Below are 17,399 nucleotides of genomic sequence, written 5' to 3'. Positions count from 1 at the left end.
GAGAATGGCAATACTTCTGAGTTTTCAGGTTGGAGTTTTGAGTTAAATAATTCAATTCAACACTCTTCTTCTCACTATTTATTTATGAAGAGAAAAGTTCCTTCTGGCGGCGGTGTTGTAAGTAGACTTGCGATCGCAACCCAAAGGTGTATAGTTTAAAACTCGGCTCCAGCCAATTTAGCACCATCTAGCTCAGCATTATAAAGCTTCGCTTCGGTGAGATTAACACCCGTCAAATTAGCATCATTCAAGCTAGCATCGCTCGCAAAAACTTTCCTCAAATTTGCACCTTCAAGGTTAGCACCCGTTAAATCTGCACCCTCTAAATTTGCACCTTTTAGATTGGCTCCCTTCAAATTAGCATTTCTTAAATCGGCACCTATTAAGTGAGCATCTCTTAGATCTGCTCCTTCTAGGTTACACCCTGCACATTCTCTAGTTTCGATTAACCTACTGACATCTGAGACCTTTTCAGCTTTAGCCGGAGGTGCTAAACATATTGTGCTTAATAGTGCTGCGGTAGCTAGAATTTCTAGTTTCATATTGCTTTCCTCCAAGGTGGGCAGAAGCTAGCTATTAGCCTCTAAAACTAGAGTAGTTGGATTGAAGGGCTGCTAGCCTCCTACCACCGGACTAACCAAAGGGATGAGATTCTTTAAGGCTTCGAGGAGGAATCTTGTTTGGCGACTGACTATAGTTAGAAGTTGAATGGGTTGCTGTCTGTCAATGGTCTAATATTCATTCATCCACAGCAGTAAACTGCTATTTTGACCCCTTTTCCCTCCTAGAAAATACTAATTAATTTGTATATATTTTTGTTACTGATTTTCGTTAGGTTGGGCTATACCTGCTGGTGCTTTATTAGCTTCAGCATTAGAGCTACCCGGAGTTGTGCTTTCTGTATTAGTAGCAGTACAATTGCTCGGCCAGTTAGGTATTTTAGCGCCGCTTCTCTGAAGACCTTCTATTTGCTGTCGATAAGTTGAAATTTCAGCAGCGGACTCAGGCGCAGAAACCTTCATGCGATCTAGAATTTGGATAGAACGCCCCCAGTCTTGCAGGCATAAAGCTTTCTTGAGTTGAGCATTGAGATTGGGTTGGACTGCTAGTTTGGCCTGTGGTTTAACTGCTGGTTTTGTCCACTGTTGTGATAAACTTGGGCGAGCTGAAGAGGCGATCGCTAACGCTAAGACAATGCTTGTAAAAATCCGTAATTTCATAATTCCCGCTTCCCCTAGTGAACTACCTTATCTTTAGAGTTCCCTTGTGACGACTGCGCGTAACAGAAAATTTGCCAAGTTTTATAAAGTAAAGAATTAATAAGCGCAATGAAGATGCGATCGCCCTTGGCTAAGGAGACTTGGTTGGTTGTGGAGTTGCCTTGGGTGAGGCTTGGGGCGTGGTTTTGGGTTTATTTACGGCTGTCGGAGATGGCGTGGTGTTCGGTTGAGTTCCGGCTGTTGCAGATGGTTTTGGTGAAGAAACGTTGGGTGCGCGACCTGCTTTTTTTGCGGCAAATACTAAACTTTTCTGATACTCTGCGGCCTTTCTCTGAGCTAAAGCGTAATTTTTGCTAGAAGACGGCACTGCTTTCATCAAAACAATTGCCTCTTCCCACTTACTAGCCACCAAATCCCAATCGTACTTAGATTTCGCCGATTGAGTAATTGTTGCGGCACTGGCGGCGGCGTCGCTTGCATCGTCAAAGGTATCTTTCTGGGGAGATGGTGATGCTGATAGTGATTGTGTTGCAGTCTTAGACCTTTTAGGCTTAGTAGTTACTGCGGACGGGGTAGGCGCTGGTTCAGATTCCTCGGAGGAACATCCACCTAGCAGTCCCAAAAAGGCGATCGCGATCGCAGCCATCAAAGATGAAAATCTTAACATGAGATAATATTACACCCCCAGCTTAGGTAACACCTCTCTAACACCTTAATTAGAACATAACTTGCTTCTATAGAGATGAGATATAAGCTATCTTATCTAAACTTACAGTTAATAGCTTAAATACTCACTTCGACTATTGAACTAATGGGCGTAGCATCTCAGCAACACCCTGACCTCCGACTACTGGCGCAGAAGGCGCTGTTTTTTTAGAGCCATCTTAATAATTTGCCCTGCTATTAATTCTACTCGATCGTCTGGGCGCTAAATCCCAACTTCTACCCTTTTGTAATAGTCTGCAACTGAAAAAAGACTAAGTTCTCCAGCATTATACTTTTTGTAAATTTTGCCTTCGAGTAATTTCCCTTGCTTATCTGGGTGCAGAATTCTAACTTCTGTGATGGGGGTAATAATTGACAACTGCGAACAGCAGAAGTGTTAAAAGTATTTCTGCTGTCTGCATTGTTTTAGTACCTAATTCGAGGGTCTATATAAGCGTTTAAAACATCTATGGCAATACTAGCGAAGGTGACAATTGCGGCAAAAAATACCATTATTCCTTGCACTGCTGGATAATCTCGCTCACCGATGGCTTGATACAGCCGACTTCCTAAACCAGGCCAAGAAAATGTTACTTCGGTTAAAACTGCGCCCCCCAGCAAAGATGCTAGCGTTAGCCCCAAGACAGTAATAACTGGAATCATGGCATTTTTCAGGGCATGAGCCATTAAAATACGCGATTCTTGAACTCCTCTGGCTCTAGCTGCTTCTACATAATCAGCTTTTAGCGTTTGCTTGAGGTTTACTCGCACAATTCGCTCGAAAATGCCGCTTAGAAGAATTCCCAGAGTCAAACTGGGAAGGGCAAGATGGTACAGCGAGGTGAAAACCTGACTGAAGTTAAAGCTTAGTAGACTATCAATAATGTAAAGACCAGTAAAACCCTGCGGCGCTGGTAAGTTTGGTGGGAAGCGGTTTCCGAGGGGAAACCACCCCAGCCCGACGGAGAAAATCAATTGCAGAATCATCCCTACCCAAAAAATGGGAAGCGAGTAGGTGATGATGCCAAAAAGTCGTCCTCCAGCGTCTAGAACTGTGCCGGGACGGGAAGCAGAAATTGTGCCGACGCCGACACCTACAATGAAGGCGATCGCCATACTAAAAAATGCCAATTCTACTGTCGCTGGGAAGTATTTCCAAATCTCCCCCCAAATCGACTGTGCGCCACTGCTTAAGGAAGTGCCCAAATCCAGACGCAGCAAATCTCCCAGATACCGGAAATACTGCACCCACAGGGGATCTGTCAAACCTAGCTGTTGTCGCAATGTTTCTTTGGCGCTTTCCGACAGGCGACCGCTGGAAATGGCGTCAACTGGGTCGCCTGGGGTCGCTCGTAGTAGCAAGAACACAAGGGTGACAATTGTCCACAGCATCAGGGGAGCTAGCAGCAGACGAGCAGTAATGTAATATTGCAGAGCTTTGGAACGAGACATCCGATTTTGGATTTTGGATTTTGGATTAAAGACGTAAGAGTTCATAGTTGATGGCGATGAACAATCAACTATGAACTATGAACCATGAACTATTTTTTCATTGTCGAGTAGGGAAGAGTTTGGGTTGGTTCTATACCCACTCCCGTCACACCTTTTTGGGAAAACACATAGTCTTTGCTCTGCCACAAGGGGACGTAAGGTACATCTTTCGCCACTATCTCTTGAATTTCTGCAAAAATTTTCCTCCGAGCTTCAGGATTTTGCTCCTTGCGCTCTTGGTCAATTAGCTGGTTGATGCGATCGCTATAGTAAAACGCTCCCTGCGTCTGGCTTCCCCCTTCATCACACCCCTTGGCTGCTGACCCCTTGCTACACTGCAAAAACGGCTGCACGTAGTTGTCTGGATCGAGAAAGTCGGGATACCAGTCCAGCAAAGCTGTCTGATAGGAACCCTTGGCAATATCTTTAAAGAAGGTTGCGCCATCCACAGTCTGCACGTCAAATTGCAACACTCCACCCAACTGTTGCTCGGCAAGTGCCTGGAGCGTGCTTGCAGCTAGCCTGCGAGTAGGCGATTCCGATGGATACCACATTTGCACCTTCAGGGGATTGGTTGCCGAATACCCAGCTTGTTCAAGCAACTGTTTCGCTTTTGCAGTGTCGCCATCACCATACTTGTCTTTAAACAGTGGCGTGGAAACATCAAATGTTGTGGGTATCATGCTGTAAAGCGATTCGGCTTGGCCGTAGAGAACCCGATCTTTTAGCAGCGGTCGATTGATAACTGCCGCGATCGCCTGTCTCACAATTGGGTTATCTAAAGGCTTTTGTCTGACATTAAGTACCAAAAAGCTAACTACGCTACCCTGAGCCGAAATTGATTGATAGCCGCCGCTAGTGGCTCCCTGTTCTAAGGTACGAATCTGGTCTGGATCGAGGGACAAATAGGCAATATCCACAGAACCAGTTTTGAAGGCATTAAACAAATTTGCAGCATTGTTGGCAAATATTTGCACGTTAACGCCCTGATTTGCTGGTTTGTCTCCCCAATATTTGTCAAACAAATCAAACCGCAGCGAATCAGTGCCATAGCTTGCCAATTTGTAAGGGCCAGTTCCTACAAATGTATTCGGCTCAAACTTATTTAACCCAATTTTGTAAGCCTTGGGAGAAACTGCACAAGTGCCGCTAAATGCCAGCAAGGACGGAAAGGCAGCAAATGGCTTTTTGAGTTTGATGGTTAACTCATACTCTCCAGTTGCTTTTAAGGAGTCAACCGTATCAGCTAGCAAGAAGGATGGTTTACCTTTATTTTCGATAAAGCGTTGCAGGGAAAACGCCATTGCTGCGGCGTTGAAGGGCGTGCCATCGTGGAAGATAACTCCTTGGCGTATGGGGATGGTGTAAGTCAAACCATCGGCGCTAATTTTAGGTAAGGCAGTAGCTAATTGGGGTTTGAGTGTCGTGCTGCCTGGTTCGTAGGTATAGAGGCGATCGCTCATGTTATGCACGAACCCTAGCGATCGCAGTTCATATGCTTCTGCTGGGTCGAGTATTCGCGGCTTCAGTGTCGTACCGATGGTAATGCGACCGTCGCCCGTGCTTGTGGCGGCGCTAGGAGAACCGCTTGGCGTAGTAGCATCTGGACGCCTCCCGCAGCTAATGGCTACAACCAAGCAAAGACAGAACAAACCGATGAATTTTACAAGCGATCGCCACTTGCTGACGGACAAGCGAAACCAGTTCATAAGGTTGAGATGTTTCCAAAGAAGTGCAGCTATACAAATATATGCCTGACGAAGCATCCTCACTATAGTGGATCGGCATTTCCTGGTGAGACTGGCTGACTGGCAATTAAATTTTCCAACTAGGGAACCGATCCATCAGGCATATCTTGTATTTGTCACCAGCCCTCAAAAATGCCCAAAGGCATATTTCTCTGCCGCATAAAAGCTATTCAGGCACTGCACGGCGGCTTGGGTCAAGCCAAATTTTATCGCCTTCACCAGTTGTCCCCATCTGTACATTTCTGCTGCGGTGCGAGATTGCCTAAACTTACCCGCGTAAAAATTTACCCAAAATTCCGGCGCTTTTTGCGCGTGTTGCTTCCAACGCTTGCGCCACACAAGCATATCTTTACCTGTGGGTGCTGCTACTCCCAAAATTGGTGGAATGTCGGCGTAACTGACAAATGTGGTGATGCCTTGCGCTACAACTAACATCACGTAACGCCAGCAACGTATTTCTTTAATTTGTTGCAGATCTAGTTCCAGGTGTAGGGCGATCGCTTCTGCTGTCACAAACCTGGCTAAATCCGGCAGCACCTCCGACTCTATAACAATTTTCGGTGCGCTTGGGCAACTTTGATACTCGCAGTTTTGATGTTGCTTAATTAATTCTATTTTTGTTAACATGATCGTTGTTATCCCAATTAATGGGATTTTTTAGTTTATTTATTAGCGATCGCCTTAGTTTTGCAGGACCGAAGGCGATCGCTTTGTCATTTGATTAATTTAATTTTATTCCTTTGGATATTTCCTGTCAATAAATTTGCTAAACTCATTATTAAGTTTTAGCAAGGGAGTTTTTTAACTATGGATATGCAAGCCCTGAGAAAGCGTGCAGGGTTGAGCCGTATAGAAGTTGCATTCAGGCTTGCAATAAGTGAAACAAGCGTGCGGAACTGGGAGGCAGGCCGTACTCCACCAACGATGACTGTTCAAAAATACTTAGAAGCCCTTCGTTTGTTTAAATGCACGCCCGAAGAATTAGCCAACGCAAGCAATAAATCAATGCTTGAACACCAGCAGCGTCAAGCAGGAAGATCTAACCGAGTTAACAGCAATGAAATTGGTGAAGTTGCTGTTCAAAGAAGTTATACCGTAAAAAAGATGGACGCTTAAAACTTTTTTTGTGGGACCGGGAAGCTCCCGGCCCCACAAAAAAGCTAGATTTCATAATAAAGCGGGAAAGATCTAGCATCCTTTGGCTTAACATAAACCCGCTGTTGAGGCTCTAACTTTAACTCATCAAACTTGTCGCGTGCGATCTGTGCGTTTACCACCTGACCATCTTCCAAAGTTAATTCTGCCTGAATCTCCCAACCTAGATGAATTATGCGGCTGATTCTGGCAGGAACCGTGCTGCCGTTTGGCTTCGTGTCTACCAAAACATCTTGAGGACGCAGGAAAATTTCGGGATTAGCAGAATCAAATCCATTTTCTTGGAAAATGCGAGATGTGCTTGGCAGCACGTTGACGGGGCCAATGAAACTCATTACAAATGCTGTGGCTGGGTTGTCATAAATTTGTGCTGCCGTCCCCACTTGTTCGACACGACCTTTGTTCATCACCACGATTTCATCAGCTACTTCCATCGCCTCTTCTTGATCGTGGGTGACAAAAACTGTAGTAACGTGAACTTCATCGTGCAGGCGCCGCAACCACGATCTTAAGTCTTTCCGGACTTTGGCATCTAATGCGCCAAAGGGTTCATCTAAAAGCAAAACGTCTGGTGCTACTGCCAAAGCTCTAGCGAGGGCAACCCGCTGTCTTTGACCGCCGGATAGCTGTGACGGGTAGCGATCGCCCAGCCCGGTTAACTGCACTAAATCCAGCAATTCTTCTACCCTTGCCTTCACTCTCGCTGGCGGCGTCTTGCGAATTTCTAAGCCAAAGGCAATATTCTTCCGTACTGTCAGGTGTTTGAACAGCGCATAGTGTTGAAACACAAACCCGATATTGCGATCTTGAACGCTCTGATAGGTAGCATCCTTGCCCGTAAGCCAGATTTTGCCCTTATCTGGCATCTCTAGACCCGCAATCAGCCGCAACAAGGTCGATTTTCCCGAACCCGATGGCCCTAATAAGGCTACCAGAGAGCCACTTTTAATCTCTAAGTCAACTTGGTCAACCGCTTTGAAGCTTCCGAAATCCTTGGATACATTTTCAACTAATATGCCCACTTTCAACGCCCTCTCTAGTAGTTAACTTACAAAGATATTTAACTGCAACAAAACTAAGACTACCGATAGTTTGAATACAGCCACAAGTTTATGTACTGCAATCAATCTCCGGTTAGCCTACGAGTTTACTGTAGTTTTATACCATGAAATATGCGTTTATGTTAAGTAAACTTGTGCTAACCGCAACCCCCGCAATCTATGGTTCCACAATCTAGCCCAGAGCCGCAATCTACGGTTCCACAATCTAGCCCAGAGCCGCAATCTATGGTTCCACAGTCAATTCCAGTATTGCAATCTCCGCAATCTGGCGTACCGCAATCTCCGGGATCTGTTGTGCAGCAAGCTGCGATAGCGTCGCAATCTCCACTAGAACAATTACTGCAATCGTTAGAGTAGTGAGTATTATTTTTCTTTAGTTTGTTTCGTTCTTGCTCCTCTTCGCGGTTCTGGCTGGCATAGGTATATCTGTTGTACCTGGCTCTCAAAATTTGGTTAGCCTCTCGACAATCTTGGAACCGTTGGCGGGATGCTTTGAGAGCTGCGGCTAATCCTTGTTCTGCGACAATGCGTTTGACATAGTGAGAACACGATTCGCTCTTGTAGAGTAACCTATGGGCGCAAGAAAAGCCTTTTCGGGGGGAAATGTACTTTTGATAGCCGCTAATAGATGTAGTGGCGATTTGCCTAATTGCTGAATCGAAGAAATGAGCGTTCATGCTGCGTGGTAGCGATCGCAAACTTCTGGGGTTGTCGATATCAGCTACAAGCGCAGCAACCGAGATTAAGGGATGCATGTGTTAAGGTCTATTGCATCTCAGAAAATTGGTGTCAAGAGAACGGGAAGTCCGTGATAACATCACACCTTGTAGCCGTAAGATAATTGGGAGAGGACCTTTGACACTACGGGTTGCTGTTGTTGGATCGGGTCCGGCAGGCTCCTCAGCTGCCGAAACTTTAGCAAAAGCCGGTATTGAAACTTACCTTTTTGAACGCAAGTTAGACAATGCAAAGCCGTGTGGGGGTGCAATCCCGCTGTGTATGGTGAGTGAGTTTGACCTCCCTCCCCATATCATTGACCGCCAGGTGAGAAAAATGAAGATGATCTCACCATCAAATGTGGAAGTTGATATCAACATCCGCAACGACAATGAATATATCGGGATGTGCCGCCGGGAAATTCTCGACGGGTTCATGCGCGATCGCGCTGCCAAATTAGGCGCAAAGCTGATTAATGGCACAGTTCACAAACTGGAAATCCCCACCAATAATAAAGACCCCTACACCATCCACTATGCCGATCATTCGGATGGTAGCCTTGTAGGAACCGCCAAAACGCTGCAAGCTGATTTGGTGATTGGGGCAGATGGCGCGAATTCTCGGGTTGCTAAAGCCATAGACGCTGGCGATTACAACTACGCGATCGCTTTCCAAGAGCGCATTCGCCTGCCAGAAGACAAAATGGCTTACTACAACGACTTGGCAGAAATGTACGTCGGTGACGACGTTTCTACCGACTTCTACGCCTGGGTATTCCCCAAATACGACCACGTAGCCGTTGGCACTGGTACGATGCGCGTCAACCAAGCCAGCATCAAGCAGTTGCAAGCGGGTATCCGCGCTAGGGCTGCCAAGAAACTAATGGGCGGCGAAATTATCAAAGTAGAAGCTCACCCAATTCCCGAACATCCCAGACCCCGCCGCGTTGTCGGTAGAGTCGCCCTAGTGGGAGACGCCGCCGGAACTGTTACCAAATCTTCTGGCGAAGGAATTTACTTTGCTGCCAAGTCTGCTCGGATGTGCGCGGAAACCATTGTGGAATTTTCCAATGGCGGAACCCGCATTCCTACAGAAGCGGATCTCAAAGTTTACCTGAAGCGTTGGGATAAAAAGTACGGCCTCACCTACAAAGTGCTGGATATCCTGCAAACCGTCTTCTATCGCTCAGACGCCACGAGGGAAGCCTTTGTTGAGATGTGCGCTGACGAGGATGTGCAGAAGCTGACATTTGATAGCTATCTCTACAAAACCGTTGTCCCGGCTAATCCCTTGATTCAGTTGAAGATTACAGCTAAGACCATCGGCAGCTTGCTGCGGGGTAGTGCTTTAGCTCCCTAACAAAAGTAAAAACTAAAAAGCAATCCCAGGCTCCCGCCTGGGAACGAGGGCAAAAGAAAGGAGCTTGTGTATTTCTTTTGCCTTTTTATTTTTGGCTTTTAACCAACGTCGGCAGTGATTTGTTCGCTGCTGGGTAACTCCAGACAGTAGCCTGCACCGTAGACTGTTTTAATATGGCGCGGGTGACGCGGTTCGGGTTCGAGTTTGGTTCTCAAGTGCCTGATGTGAACCCTGATCGTTTCAATATCATCGTCTGGGTCATAGCCCCAAACTTCCTTAAGTATTTCGCTAGGAGAAACAGTTTGACCGTGACGCTGGAGCAAGCAGTGCAGTAGCTCAAACTCCAAGTGGGTCAGTTTCACAGTCTGATTGAACCAAATAGCCTCAAATCGTTCCGGTACGAGCGTCAAAGGGCCATAGCTCAAGATTTCGGCGTGTTTGGCGGCTTGAGGTATACGGTCGGTGCGTCGCAGTAACGCCCGCACCCGCGCCAGCATTTCTTGCACTTCAAAGGGCTTAGTCAGGTAATCGTCAGCACCAGCATTAAAGCCGTCTACCTTATTTGAAGTTTGGCTTAAAGCTGTCAACATTAAGACTGGAATATCGGCTGTGCGCTCATCCCGACGCAGGCGTTGGCAGACGGTAAAGCCATCTACTTTGGGCAGCATCAGGTCGAGCATAATCAAATCGGGCAGCAGTTGCAAAGCCAGTGCCTGACCTTTAATGCCGTCTTCGGCTTGGCTGACATCGTATCCAGCCATCTCTAAATTGATGGTGACTAATTCTGAGATGGCAGCGTCGTCGTCGATGACGAGTATCCGGGGCATCGCTAAAGGGTTTGGGCTACAGTGTTTGTAATGGTTTGAGAAAAACCTTTACAAGAATACGAAGATTCCTGTACAAATTATACGCAACGATTCTAAATTCTTTGTGAAGATAATCGCGGGCGGTTAAAAAAGTTTGTTTATAATTCTGATTTTTTCTCTGGTGGTGTCGGCGATATATTCGTCCAAACTGCGGCAATCTATAGCTGGAGCTAACACTCTGCGTTCATTTGTGGGGGCAGCTAACCCCAGGCTAGCGGGCGATCGCGTATCCGTCATTATCCCTGCCTACAACGAGGCAGATAATATTCACTCGTGCGCGATCGCTGTCTTAAACAGCACCCCTTTGCTAGAACCCCCCCTTTCTCAAGAGGGCATCTCCTCAGATCTCCCCTCGCCACAGGTGGAAGTCTTGGTGGTGGACGACCAATCGACAGATGAAACCTATGCTCTAGCAGACTATTTACAGCAAAACAACGGGACCGAGCGGCTGAAAGTTATTGCGGGGCAAACTAGACCAGCAGGCGATACATGGGTAGGCAAAAACTGGGCTTGCACTCAGGGTGCAGAACTGGCACAGGGAGAGTTTTTGCTGTTTATTGATGCCGATGTGCGCCTCAAAGAGGGAGCAATTGAAAAAGTTATTCAAATAGCCCAGCAAGAACAAATTGATTTACTCAGCTGTGCGCCAGCGCTGGTGTGTGAGTGTTGGGCAGAGTGGCTGGTGCAGCCAGTGATGTTCAATCATCTAGCAGTTTGCTTTGATTTTGCCTGCGTTAGCGATCGCAACTCTGAAACAACCTTTGCCTCTGGGCAGTTCATGCTGTTTCGCCGTTCAGCCTACGACAAAATTGGTGGACACCGCGCGGTTGCTGGTGAAGTTGTCGAAGATGTGGAACTGGCGCGACGGGTCAAACAAGCTGGTCTAAAGCTGCAATATGCACCACGACCAGATATAGCCTCCGTGCGGATGTATCGGTCTTGGGGGGCACTTTGGGAGGGCTGGACGAAAAATCTGTATCTGGGTGCCCAGCGTAGTGTATGGCTTATGGTCTACCTAGCCTTTATTATGGTGATGGTTTACCCGGTTCCCTGGCTGGGGTTGGCGCTTTTCTTGGGTAAGTGCTTTTTTAGTAACCTGAATTTGCTTGATTTTCTGACAATAGGTTTGTCGCTAATTGGGATTTGGTTACAGTACAACCTGCGCGTGGAAGGAGCCAAAATTTCCCAGTGTCCGCCAAAGTATTGGTGGCTGAGTGGTATGGGGGGGGCGCTAGTGGCGGCGATCGCTCTAGCCTCAGTCATAAAAACAGAAACAGGTTGGGGCTGGACGTGGCGCGGGCGAGAACTAAAGCTACCTGCTGTTAAAGAGTTATAAGTTTTGAGTGTTGAGTTGCCCTAATTCCTAATAGCACAACGCCCTCAACACTCAAAACATTATTTTCCGTCCATCCGCATTCCTAATATATTTTAGACCCCAACTACTTAAATTCAAAAGCCCCGATATCGCACGTAACGTACTGCGGTCTTGTAACTGCACGTTGATCGGTTGTCGGGCAGGTAGAATTGTTACCTGCGTTAAGAGCTGCGCTACCACTCAATAGCGCCATAGTCTGAGTAGAGCCGCCATTATTAGCAAGCGAACCTAGTTTGGGATCGGCTGTTTTGATACCACTAACGCAGTCTTTGTCACTTGTATCGTTCAAATTTCTAGCGGGATATTGTAGGTTATTGCCACCGTTAGTCATTTGATCCCCACAATTATTTTTGATATTCCAGCCCTTGCCCCCATTGTAAGCTTTATTGTTGGCGATGATGGTATTTTTCAGCGTTACCGATGTATTGCCAATAATTCCACCGCCTTGGAATCCAGCATAATTGTTAGCGATCGTGGTATTGGTTAGGTTGATCCTGCCTGACGTTCTCATAATACCCCCACCTGTACCACTTAACCCGCTAGAACTCTCAGCTTTATTGCCTGATATGGTGCTATTGGTAATATTTACGATGGCGCCATTACCAGTCCAAATACCACCGCCTTGATTGCTGGCAGTATTACTAGAAAAGGTGCTGTTGGTTATAGTGAGTCGGCTGTAGTTCTTCTGGTCGCTGGTATGAAATATCGCACCACCAAACCCTTGAGATCCAGTTCCCGTGATACTGTTGCCACTAAAGGTTGATTGGTCGATTGTCATAGCGTCGCTATTGTACAGTTGGACAGAGATTGCCCCTCCCTGAAAAATACCAGTGTTGTCAACAAACTTGCTATTAGTTATTTGGATTTTTCCAGTGTTACCAGTGGGATTTGCACCATCTATTGCTATAGCACCACCACTACCAGCAGGCGTTGAATTAACTGCTTTATTACCTGTGAAAGTACTGTTAGTAACAGTTAAGTTGCTAAGTAAGTTGTAGATTGCGCCTGCGTTGGCAGCTTGGTTTCCGGTAAAGGTACTGTTATCCACAGTAAGTGTACTTTCACTTTTGCTGAAAATAGCACCGCCTCCACTATCTGCTGTGTTCTTGGTGGATTTGTTGTTATTGAATTTGCAGTTAATCACAGTTAATTTGCCTCGGTAGCCGAGAAAAATTCCGCCACCGTCTTCCGTAGTGTAGCCGTTAGCAATAGTTAGGTTTTTAACGGTGAGTTCGATGTAATTGTCTGCGGTCTTGAAGATGCGGTTCGTTCCTCCACCACTTAGGGTAACTAAGTTACCTCCATCAATAATTGTGTTAGCAGAAATTAATTTCTCCGTAACTCTAATTGTTATAGGACTGGAACCGCATTTGAAAGTAATACTACCGCCGCCAGTTAAAGCTGTAATGAATGCAGCTTCCGTGCAGCTTGCAGCTACTCCAGTACCGACTACTTTAGAAAGTAGTGTTGTGGGAGGGGTATTACCATTTCTTTTGGGAGGATTGCCGTTATTGCCTTGTGTAGAGCTTGGTTTAGAACTTTGCGACCCGCTTTGCCTATTGCCTTGTCTAGAGCTTGGTTTGGAATTTTCCGAGCTGTTTTGCCTATTGCCTTGTGTAGAGCTTGGGTTAGAATTTGGCGAGCCGCCTTCTGTCGTCCTCGGAGTAGGAACAGCTTGTTGCGATCCTTGTCCTTGAACGCTGACTCGCGTTCCGGGCATTTTACTTAGCTGCGGCTGAGTTCTGCGGAGTTGAGGGTTCGTTGTATTCCCATTCCAAGTAGTGATATCCCCGTTAATAGTTTCTACATAACGACCTGGATAAACCCGATTTTTTTGCCCATCGACGAGGTAAACAAATACAATTCCGTAGTTGCGATCGCTCCCCTCTACTGCAATCCAATACTCTCGACCGCAGGCTGTAGGATTAATCTTCTCGCTACCCCGACTAAAGTCATAATAAACGTTGTAAATTCTGCCGTCTGTGTCTATTCCTCGGACTGTCTTCGTTATCGTTCCAGAATTACAATAATCTGTCAGTTCAGTAAGCTTTTCCATGCTAGATTTGCTGTCTGGAGCAACTTCTTTACCATCCCCTTGTGTAGGTATTGGGTTGGCAGCAATTGCACTCCCAGAAGACGTTTCAAAGTTACCGTTGCAAACAGACGAATTAATGCTAAAAGCTGTGCAGACTGCCAAAGCAATATCGCCCTGTAACAATGAGACTGGTTTAACGTAGCCCATTACAGTCGCGCCAAAGCTAATGGTAGCTAAGGCAACCAAATGAGTTCTATTCATAATGCACCCTGAAAATCTATCCAGATTATTAACTACCCGACGCTAACAGTTTCTGCTGGCGCGTTACGGAATGTAAAGTGTCACATCGATATTGGTTTTACCAATTCAATAGCGTAACTAACAGAAATACTTAGGATAAAACGTATAATTTAAGCCAAAATACATTAAAATTTTTTTATCGATTTTCTATCAGCAGAAATATCAGTAAATTTACTGAAAAGCAAATTTTTAGACGGTCTACATTTGTCAGCTTTGTCAATCAAATGATGTGCTTAACTTTTAACGCCGTAAGTTGACATCTTTCTAAAGTAGTAAAAAGAATTATAAGAACCACAAAATATTTTTAGCATAGCAAAATGCCCATATTTGGGAAGTTGTTGTGTTACCTGCTATACCAATAAAGCTAATTACCTCAGTTCTAAGGTTTGCCGTTTATATTCCATAATTGATAATCTATTGTTATCAACAATAGAACTAAACTATGCTATTAATTCGTTGAGCGACTGAGCCAAATATTCATACTGCATTGGTGTGTTGTACAACTGAGCAGAAATTCGCATCATTTGCTTAGGAAAAGCAGGCCAGTAAAACACTGGTACCTCAATATTGAACCACTTAAATAAGGCATCTTGTAGCGCAGTCATTCCTGGCGGTTGTTCACCATCTTGATACAAATGCGAATCGTCTGGCAAAGGCACAACCGCCAGCGAACCTATCATTTCATCGGGACACGGTGGCATTATGCCCAGCTTATCGCACAGCATCTTTCTTGCCTCTAATACCATTGTGCGATTTCGCTGCATTAATTCTGGCCATCCACCCGCCAAAAGCGAACCCATAAATCGGATAGATTCCGCCACACACATATAAGCTGTTGGATCGTCTGTGCCCATCCAGTCAAATTCCAGGTGAAAACGCGACTTGTCAGTGCGAGGCGAATTTGCACCGTGACTAATTGTTAGCGGGCGAATTTCTGACTGCTTGCTCTTTTCAACATATAAAAAGGCTGCTCCCTTTGGCGCACACAACCACTTATGGCAATTGCCCGCGTAATAAGTAGCGCCAATATCGCGGAGGTTTAGCGATAGCATTCCTGGCGCATGGGCACCATCTATAAGGGTGTCTATACCCCGTTTTTTTAACTCGCTTACAAGCTGCTGGATAGGAAATATTAGCCCTGTTTTGCTGGTTATATGATCTAGCAGTACCAGCTTTGTTCTTGGCGAAACTTTCTCTAAGACTGTTTCAACTATTCGATCCGGCGATTCAATCGGGAAATGTACAGTCGCCACGACGATACGCGCACCAGTACAACTGGCAACAAAATCAAGCGCGTTACGGCAAGCGTTATACTCTTGGTCGGTTGTCAGCAATTCGTCGCCTGGTTGGAAGATTACTGAGGAGCCGCTAGGAGAATTATAGGCAAGCGATCGCAATACTGCATTCACTCCTGTTGTTGCATTCGGGACAAACACCAGATCCTCTGTGTCAGCACCCACAAAGCGAGCCAGTTCCTCCCGCGACTCATCTAGCAACTGCTCAAACTCTCGCTCAAAAAACCTTACGGGTTCGTGTTCCAAACGCGATCGCAATTTCTGCTGTGCTTCTAGCACTTTTATCGGGCAAGCACCAAACGATCCATGATTCAGGAACGTCACCGTTGGGTCAAGCGACCACAACTCTAACCAATTTCTAACCAGCGTATCTTCCAAATATGCTTCTTTGGGCATCATTTTTGTGGATTTTAAATTTTAATACTTAAACTTTAGATTGCCTCTTCAATCCAAAATCTAAAATCTAAAATCCAAAATTTTTAAACTCCCCAGGCCGGATTCGAACCAGCGACCAATCGATTACACTTGTCCCTACGTTTCCGCAGAGGGTGGACTATTTCATCATCCCTTTGTTTTACAGGCTTACTGCCTATTTGGGATGTCGGGCGCTATAAGATTTATCGGATAGGCTCCTCATCTTTAGTCTCTGCACCTTTCTGGCTACTGTGGAAACCCACTGCCTTTCGCCAGACTTGGCTCAAGATTGCCGCCACCTTAAGTGCTGCGGTTTCCTTGAATTCACCCGATTTTCCACTACTCGTTACCGAGCAGCGCTGCTAGGTTTTGCAATATAGGCTAACACCCTAATTGCTCGTGTTCCTTACAGTCGATCGCTCTACCACTGAGCTACTGAGGATTGTCAATTCGGCGTTTTTCAACACCTTTGTAATCATAGCCGTACCATATAGGATTTGACAAGCCCCCTGGAAAAATTTTTTATATCTCACCTACACCCCCAAGATTAAGCATATGGTGGGCAGCCTCCTCATACTTGGGATAAGCGGTAGAGTTATGCTTGATTTGTCCCTTCCAAATATCACCTTGTATGCTCACGCATCACCGCAGGCCCGTTTGTCTATCGATGGTATCTACAGACTTACCCTTCTGGTCTACCATCGAAACCTCTGCCACCCTATATCAAAAAGACAAAGAGCGGTTTCACCTGCTGTTGACTGAACCAGGCATTCCCGACAGAGAGCCAGAACCTGACGAGACACCAGACGTGTCCGCACAGCCACCCGATAACAGCCCCCGACTTTTGTGGCTGGAACTTTCGCCTTATCGGGTGATTATGACAATGCAGGGAAATGGCAAAACCAGTTATCGTCACCTTTGGGAAACTGGCATTTATGGCATCAGCCGCTATTGGTTGCACAGCGAGTCAGCTAGGGGAAATGCCCCATTACGCATGCGTAACTATACCCGCAAACTGATCTTAGAAGGTGGCCCCTTGCCCGTTTCTCTACATTTGGAATACGAACTATGGTCAGAAAAAGTCCAGATGGGTCATTATCTATTGAATTTACAGATTCATCATTAAAATTGGCACTTAGGCATTGGCCGTTGTAATTTGTAAGTGGTGATTGCTAATTCCCTCTGAAAACTCCTAGATCGTCAGTTCCAATAACCCTGCGTCAAGTTTGGAAAGATGTGCAAGTATTGTTTGTGAAAAGTTAAGCAACGCAAGTTTGCTAAAAGGTAGATAAGGTTTAAAAAATAGCGCATCTACCAAAAGTAAGACGTTAGATATTAGGCTAGGTAGGGCTGTTGTATTTAAGTTGGGGTACGACTCGCTATACACCAGTCTAAATACCTATATTTAGGCAAATGTTACAAATCATGAATCGTCAAATTTTACATCCGGTTATGCAGGCTATTCACTATTACGCTGGAGTAAGAATTTCAAGGCGTGCGGATTTGAGCGTCTTTTGTTTTCAGATGTTATCTTAAAATTCATCTACCCAATTGAGTAACCGAAAATTGCCCTTAGTGGGGCGATCGCCTGCTTCTAGGGTTAAGAACTCCCCAGCATCCTCTTTATCAGAAAAAGTAACTAAAAATAATTTCAAGTA

General features: G+C 45.7%; 16 protein-coding genes. 4 read left to right on the top strand and 12 right to left on the bottom strand.

Annotated elements, in window-relative coordinates:
* Positions 1-155: 155 nt before the first annotated feature.
* From H6F77_RS23605 to H6F77_RS23580, 6 genes are all read right to left on the bottom strand, one after another.
* Positions 156-542, bottom strand: coding sequence for a pentapeptide repeat-containing protein (locus H6F77_RS23605; RefSeq protein WP_190491362.1), 387 nt, complete (start codon positions 540-542; stop codon positions 156-158).
* A gap of 276 nt (positions 543-818) precedes the next feature.
* Positions 819-1,220: a hypothetical protein gene (locus H6F77_RS23600; protein WP_190491361.1), complete on the bottom strand. Its 402-nt coding sequence runs from the start codon at positions 1,218-1,220 to the stop codon at positions 819-821.
* Between the two features lie 130 nt (positions 1,221-1,350).
* Entirely contained in the window at positions 1,351-1,887 is a 537-nt protein-coding gene (locus H6F77_RS23595; RefSeq protein WP_190491360.1) for a hypothetical protein, read from the bottom strand.
* Between the two features lie 464 nt (positions 1,888-2,351).
* Positions 2,352-3,377 (bottom strand): ABC transporter permease, encoded by a 1,026-nt coding sequence (locus tag H6F77_RS23590; protein ID WP_190491359.1) that lies wholly within the window; start codon positions 3,375-3,377, stop codon positions 2,352-2,354.
* An 89-nt stretch (positions 3,378-3,466) separates the two neighbouring features.
* Entirely contained in the window at positions 3,467-5,125 is a 1,659-nt protein-coding gene (locus tag H6F77_RS23585) for an ABC transporter substrate-binding protein (RefSeq protein ID WP_190491358.1), read from the bottom strand.
* A 165-nt stretch (positions 5,126-5,290) separates the two neighbouring features.
* Positions 5,291-5,791, bottom strand: coding sequence for a hypothetical protein (locus tag H6F77_RS23580; RefSeq protein WP_190491357.1), 501 nt, complete (start codon positions 5,789-5,791; stop codon positions 5,291-5,293).
* A 180-nt stretch (positions 5,792-5,971) separates the two neighbouring features.
* On the opposite strand from H6F77_RS23580, the gene H6F77_RS23575 reads away from it, so the two are divergent.
* Complete coding sequence (locus H6F77_RS23575; RefSeq protein WP_190491356.1) at positions 5,972-6,280, top strand: helix-turn-helix domain-containing protein; 309 nt, start codon at positions 5,972-5,974, stop codon at positions 6,278-6,280.
* 44 nt (positions 6,281-6,324) lie between these two features.
* Here H6F77_RS23575 and H6F77_RS23570 read toward each other — a convergent pair whose 3' ends face one another.
* Together H6F77_RS23570 and yidD are read right to left on the bottom strand one after the other, a co-directional pair.
* Entirely contained in the window at positions 6,325-7,341 is a 1,017-nt protein-coding gene (locus H6F77_RS23570) for a sulfate/molybdate ABC transporter ATP-binding protein (RefSeq protein WP_190491355.1), read from the bottom strand.
* A gap of 176 nt (positions 7,342-7,517) precedes the next feature.
* Positions 7,518-8,135, bottom strand: a complete 618-nt coding sequence (gene yidD, locus H6F77_RS23565; protein ID WP_242022540.1) for a membrane protein insertion efficiency factor YidD — start codon at positions 8,133-8,135, stop codon at positions 7,518-7,520.
* Positions 8,136-8,235: 100 nt separating this feature from the next.
* Here yidD and chlP point away from each other — a divergent pair, with 100 nt between their 5' ends.
* Positions 8,236-9,456, top strand: a complete 1,221-nt coding sequence (gene chlP, locus H6F77_RS23560; protein WP_190491354.1) for a geranylgeranyl reductase — start codon at positions 8,236-8,238, stop codon at positions 9,454-9,456.
* A 98-nt stretch (positions 9,457-9,554) separates the two neighbouring features.
* Here chlP and rpaA read toward each other — a convergent pair whose 3' ends face one another.
* Complete coding sequence (rpaA, locus tag H6F77_RS23555; RefSeq protein WP_190491353.1) at positions 9,555-10,283, bottom strand: two component system response regulator RpaA; 729 nt, start codon at positions 10,281-10,283, stop codon at positions 9,555-9,557.
* Positions 10,284-10,443: 160 nt separating this feature from the next.
* On the opposite strand from rpaA, the gene H6F77_RS23550 reads away from it, so the two are divergent.
* Positions 10,444-11,658, top strand: coding sequence for a glycosyltransferase family 2 protein (locus H6F77_RS23550; RefSeq protein ID WP_309228908.1), 1,215 nt, complete (start codon positions 10,444-10,446; stop codon positions 11,656-11,658).
* Positions 11,659-11,761: 103 nt separating this feature from the next.
* Here H6F77_RS23550 and H6F77_RS23545 read toward each other — a convergent pair whose 3' ends face one another.
* Complete coding sequence (locus H6F77_RS23545; RefSeq protein WP_190491351.1) at positions 11,762-13,993, bottom strand: choice-of-anchor Q domain-containing protein; 2,232 nt, start codon at positions 13,991-13,993, stop codon at positions 11,762-11,764.
* 479 nt (positions 13,994-14,472) lie between these two features.
* A complete protein-coding gene (locus H6F77_RS23540) occupies positions 14,473-15,726 on the bottom strand; it encodes an aminotransferase class V-fold PLP-dependent enzyme (RefSeq protein ID WP_375335967.1) in 1,254 nt (417 codons plus the stop codon).
* A 646-nt stretch (positions 15,727-16,372) separates the two neighbouring features.
* Between H6F77_RS23540 and H6F77_RS23535 the strand changes: the two genes are divergently transcribed.
* Positions 16,373-16,867 carry a hypothetical protein gene (locus tag H6F77_RS23535; RefSeq protein WP_190491350.1) on the top strand — a complete coding sequence of 165 codons (495 nt, stop codon included), beginning with the start codon at positions 16,373-16,375 and terminating at the stop codon, positions 16,865-16,867.
* A 406-nt stretch (positions 16,868-17,273) separates the two neighbouring features.
* Here the strand turns inward: H6F77_RS23535 and H6F77_RS28580 are convergent, their stop codons facing one another.
* Positions 17,274-17,396, bottom strand: a complete 123-nt coding sequence (locus H6F77_RS28580; protein WP_255515857.1) for a hypothetical protein — start codon at positions 17,394-17,396, stop codon at positions 17,274-17,276.
* Positions 17,397-17,399 lie beyond the last annotated feature (3 nt).

The organism is Microcoleus sp. FACHB-831, assembly GCF_014695585.1.
Lineage (GTDB): Bacteria > Cyanobacteriota > Cyanobacteriia > Cyanobacteriales > FACHB-T130 > FACHB-831.
Note: the sequence above shows the minus strand (reverse complement) of the source record. Positions and strands in the feature narration are given on the sequence as shown.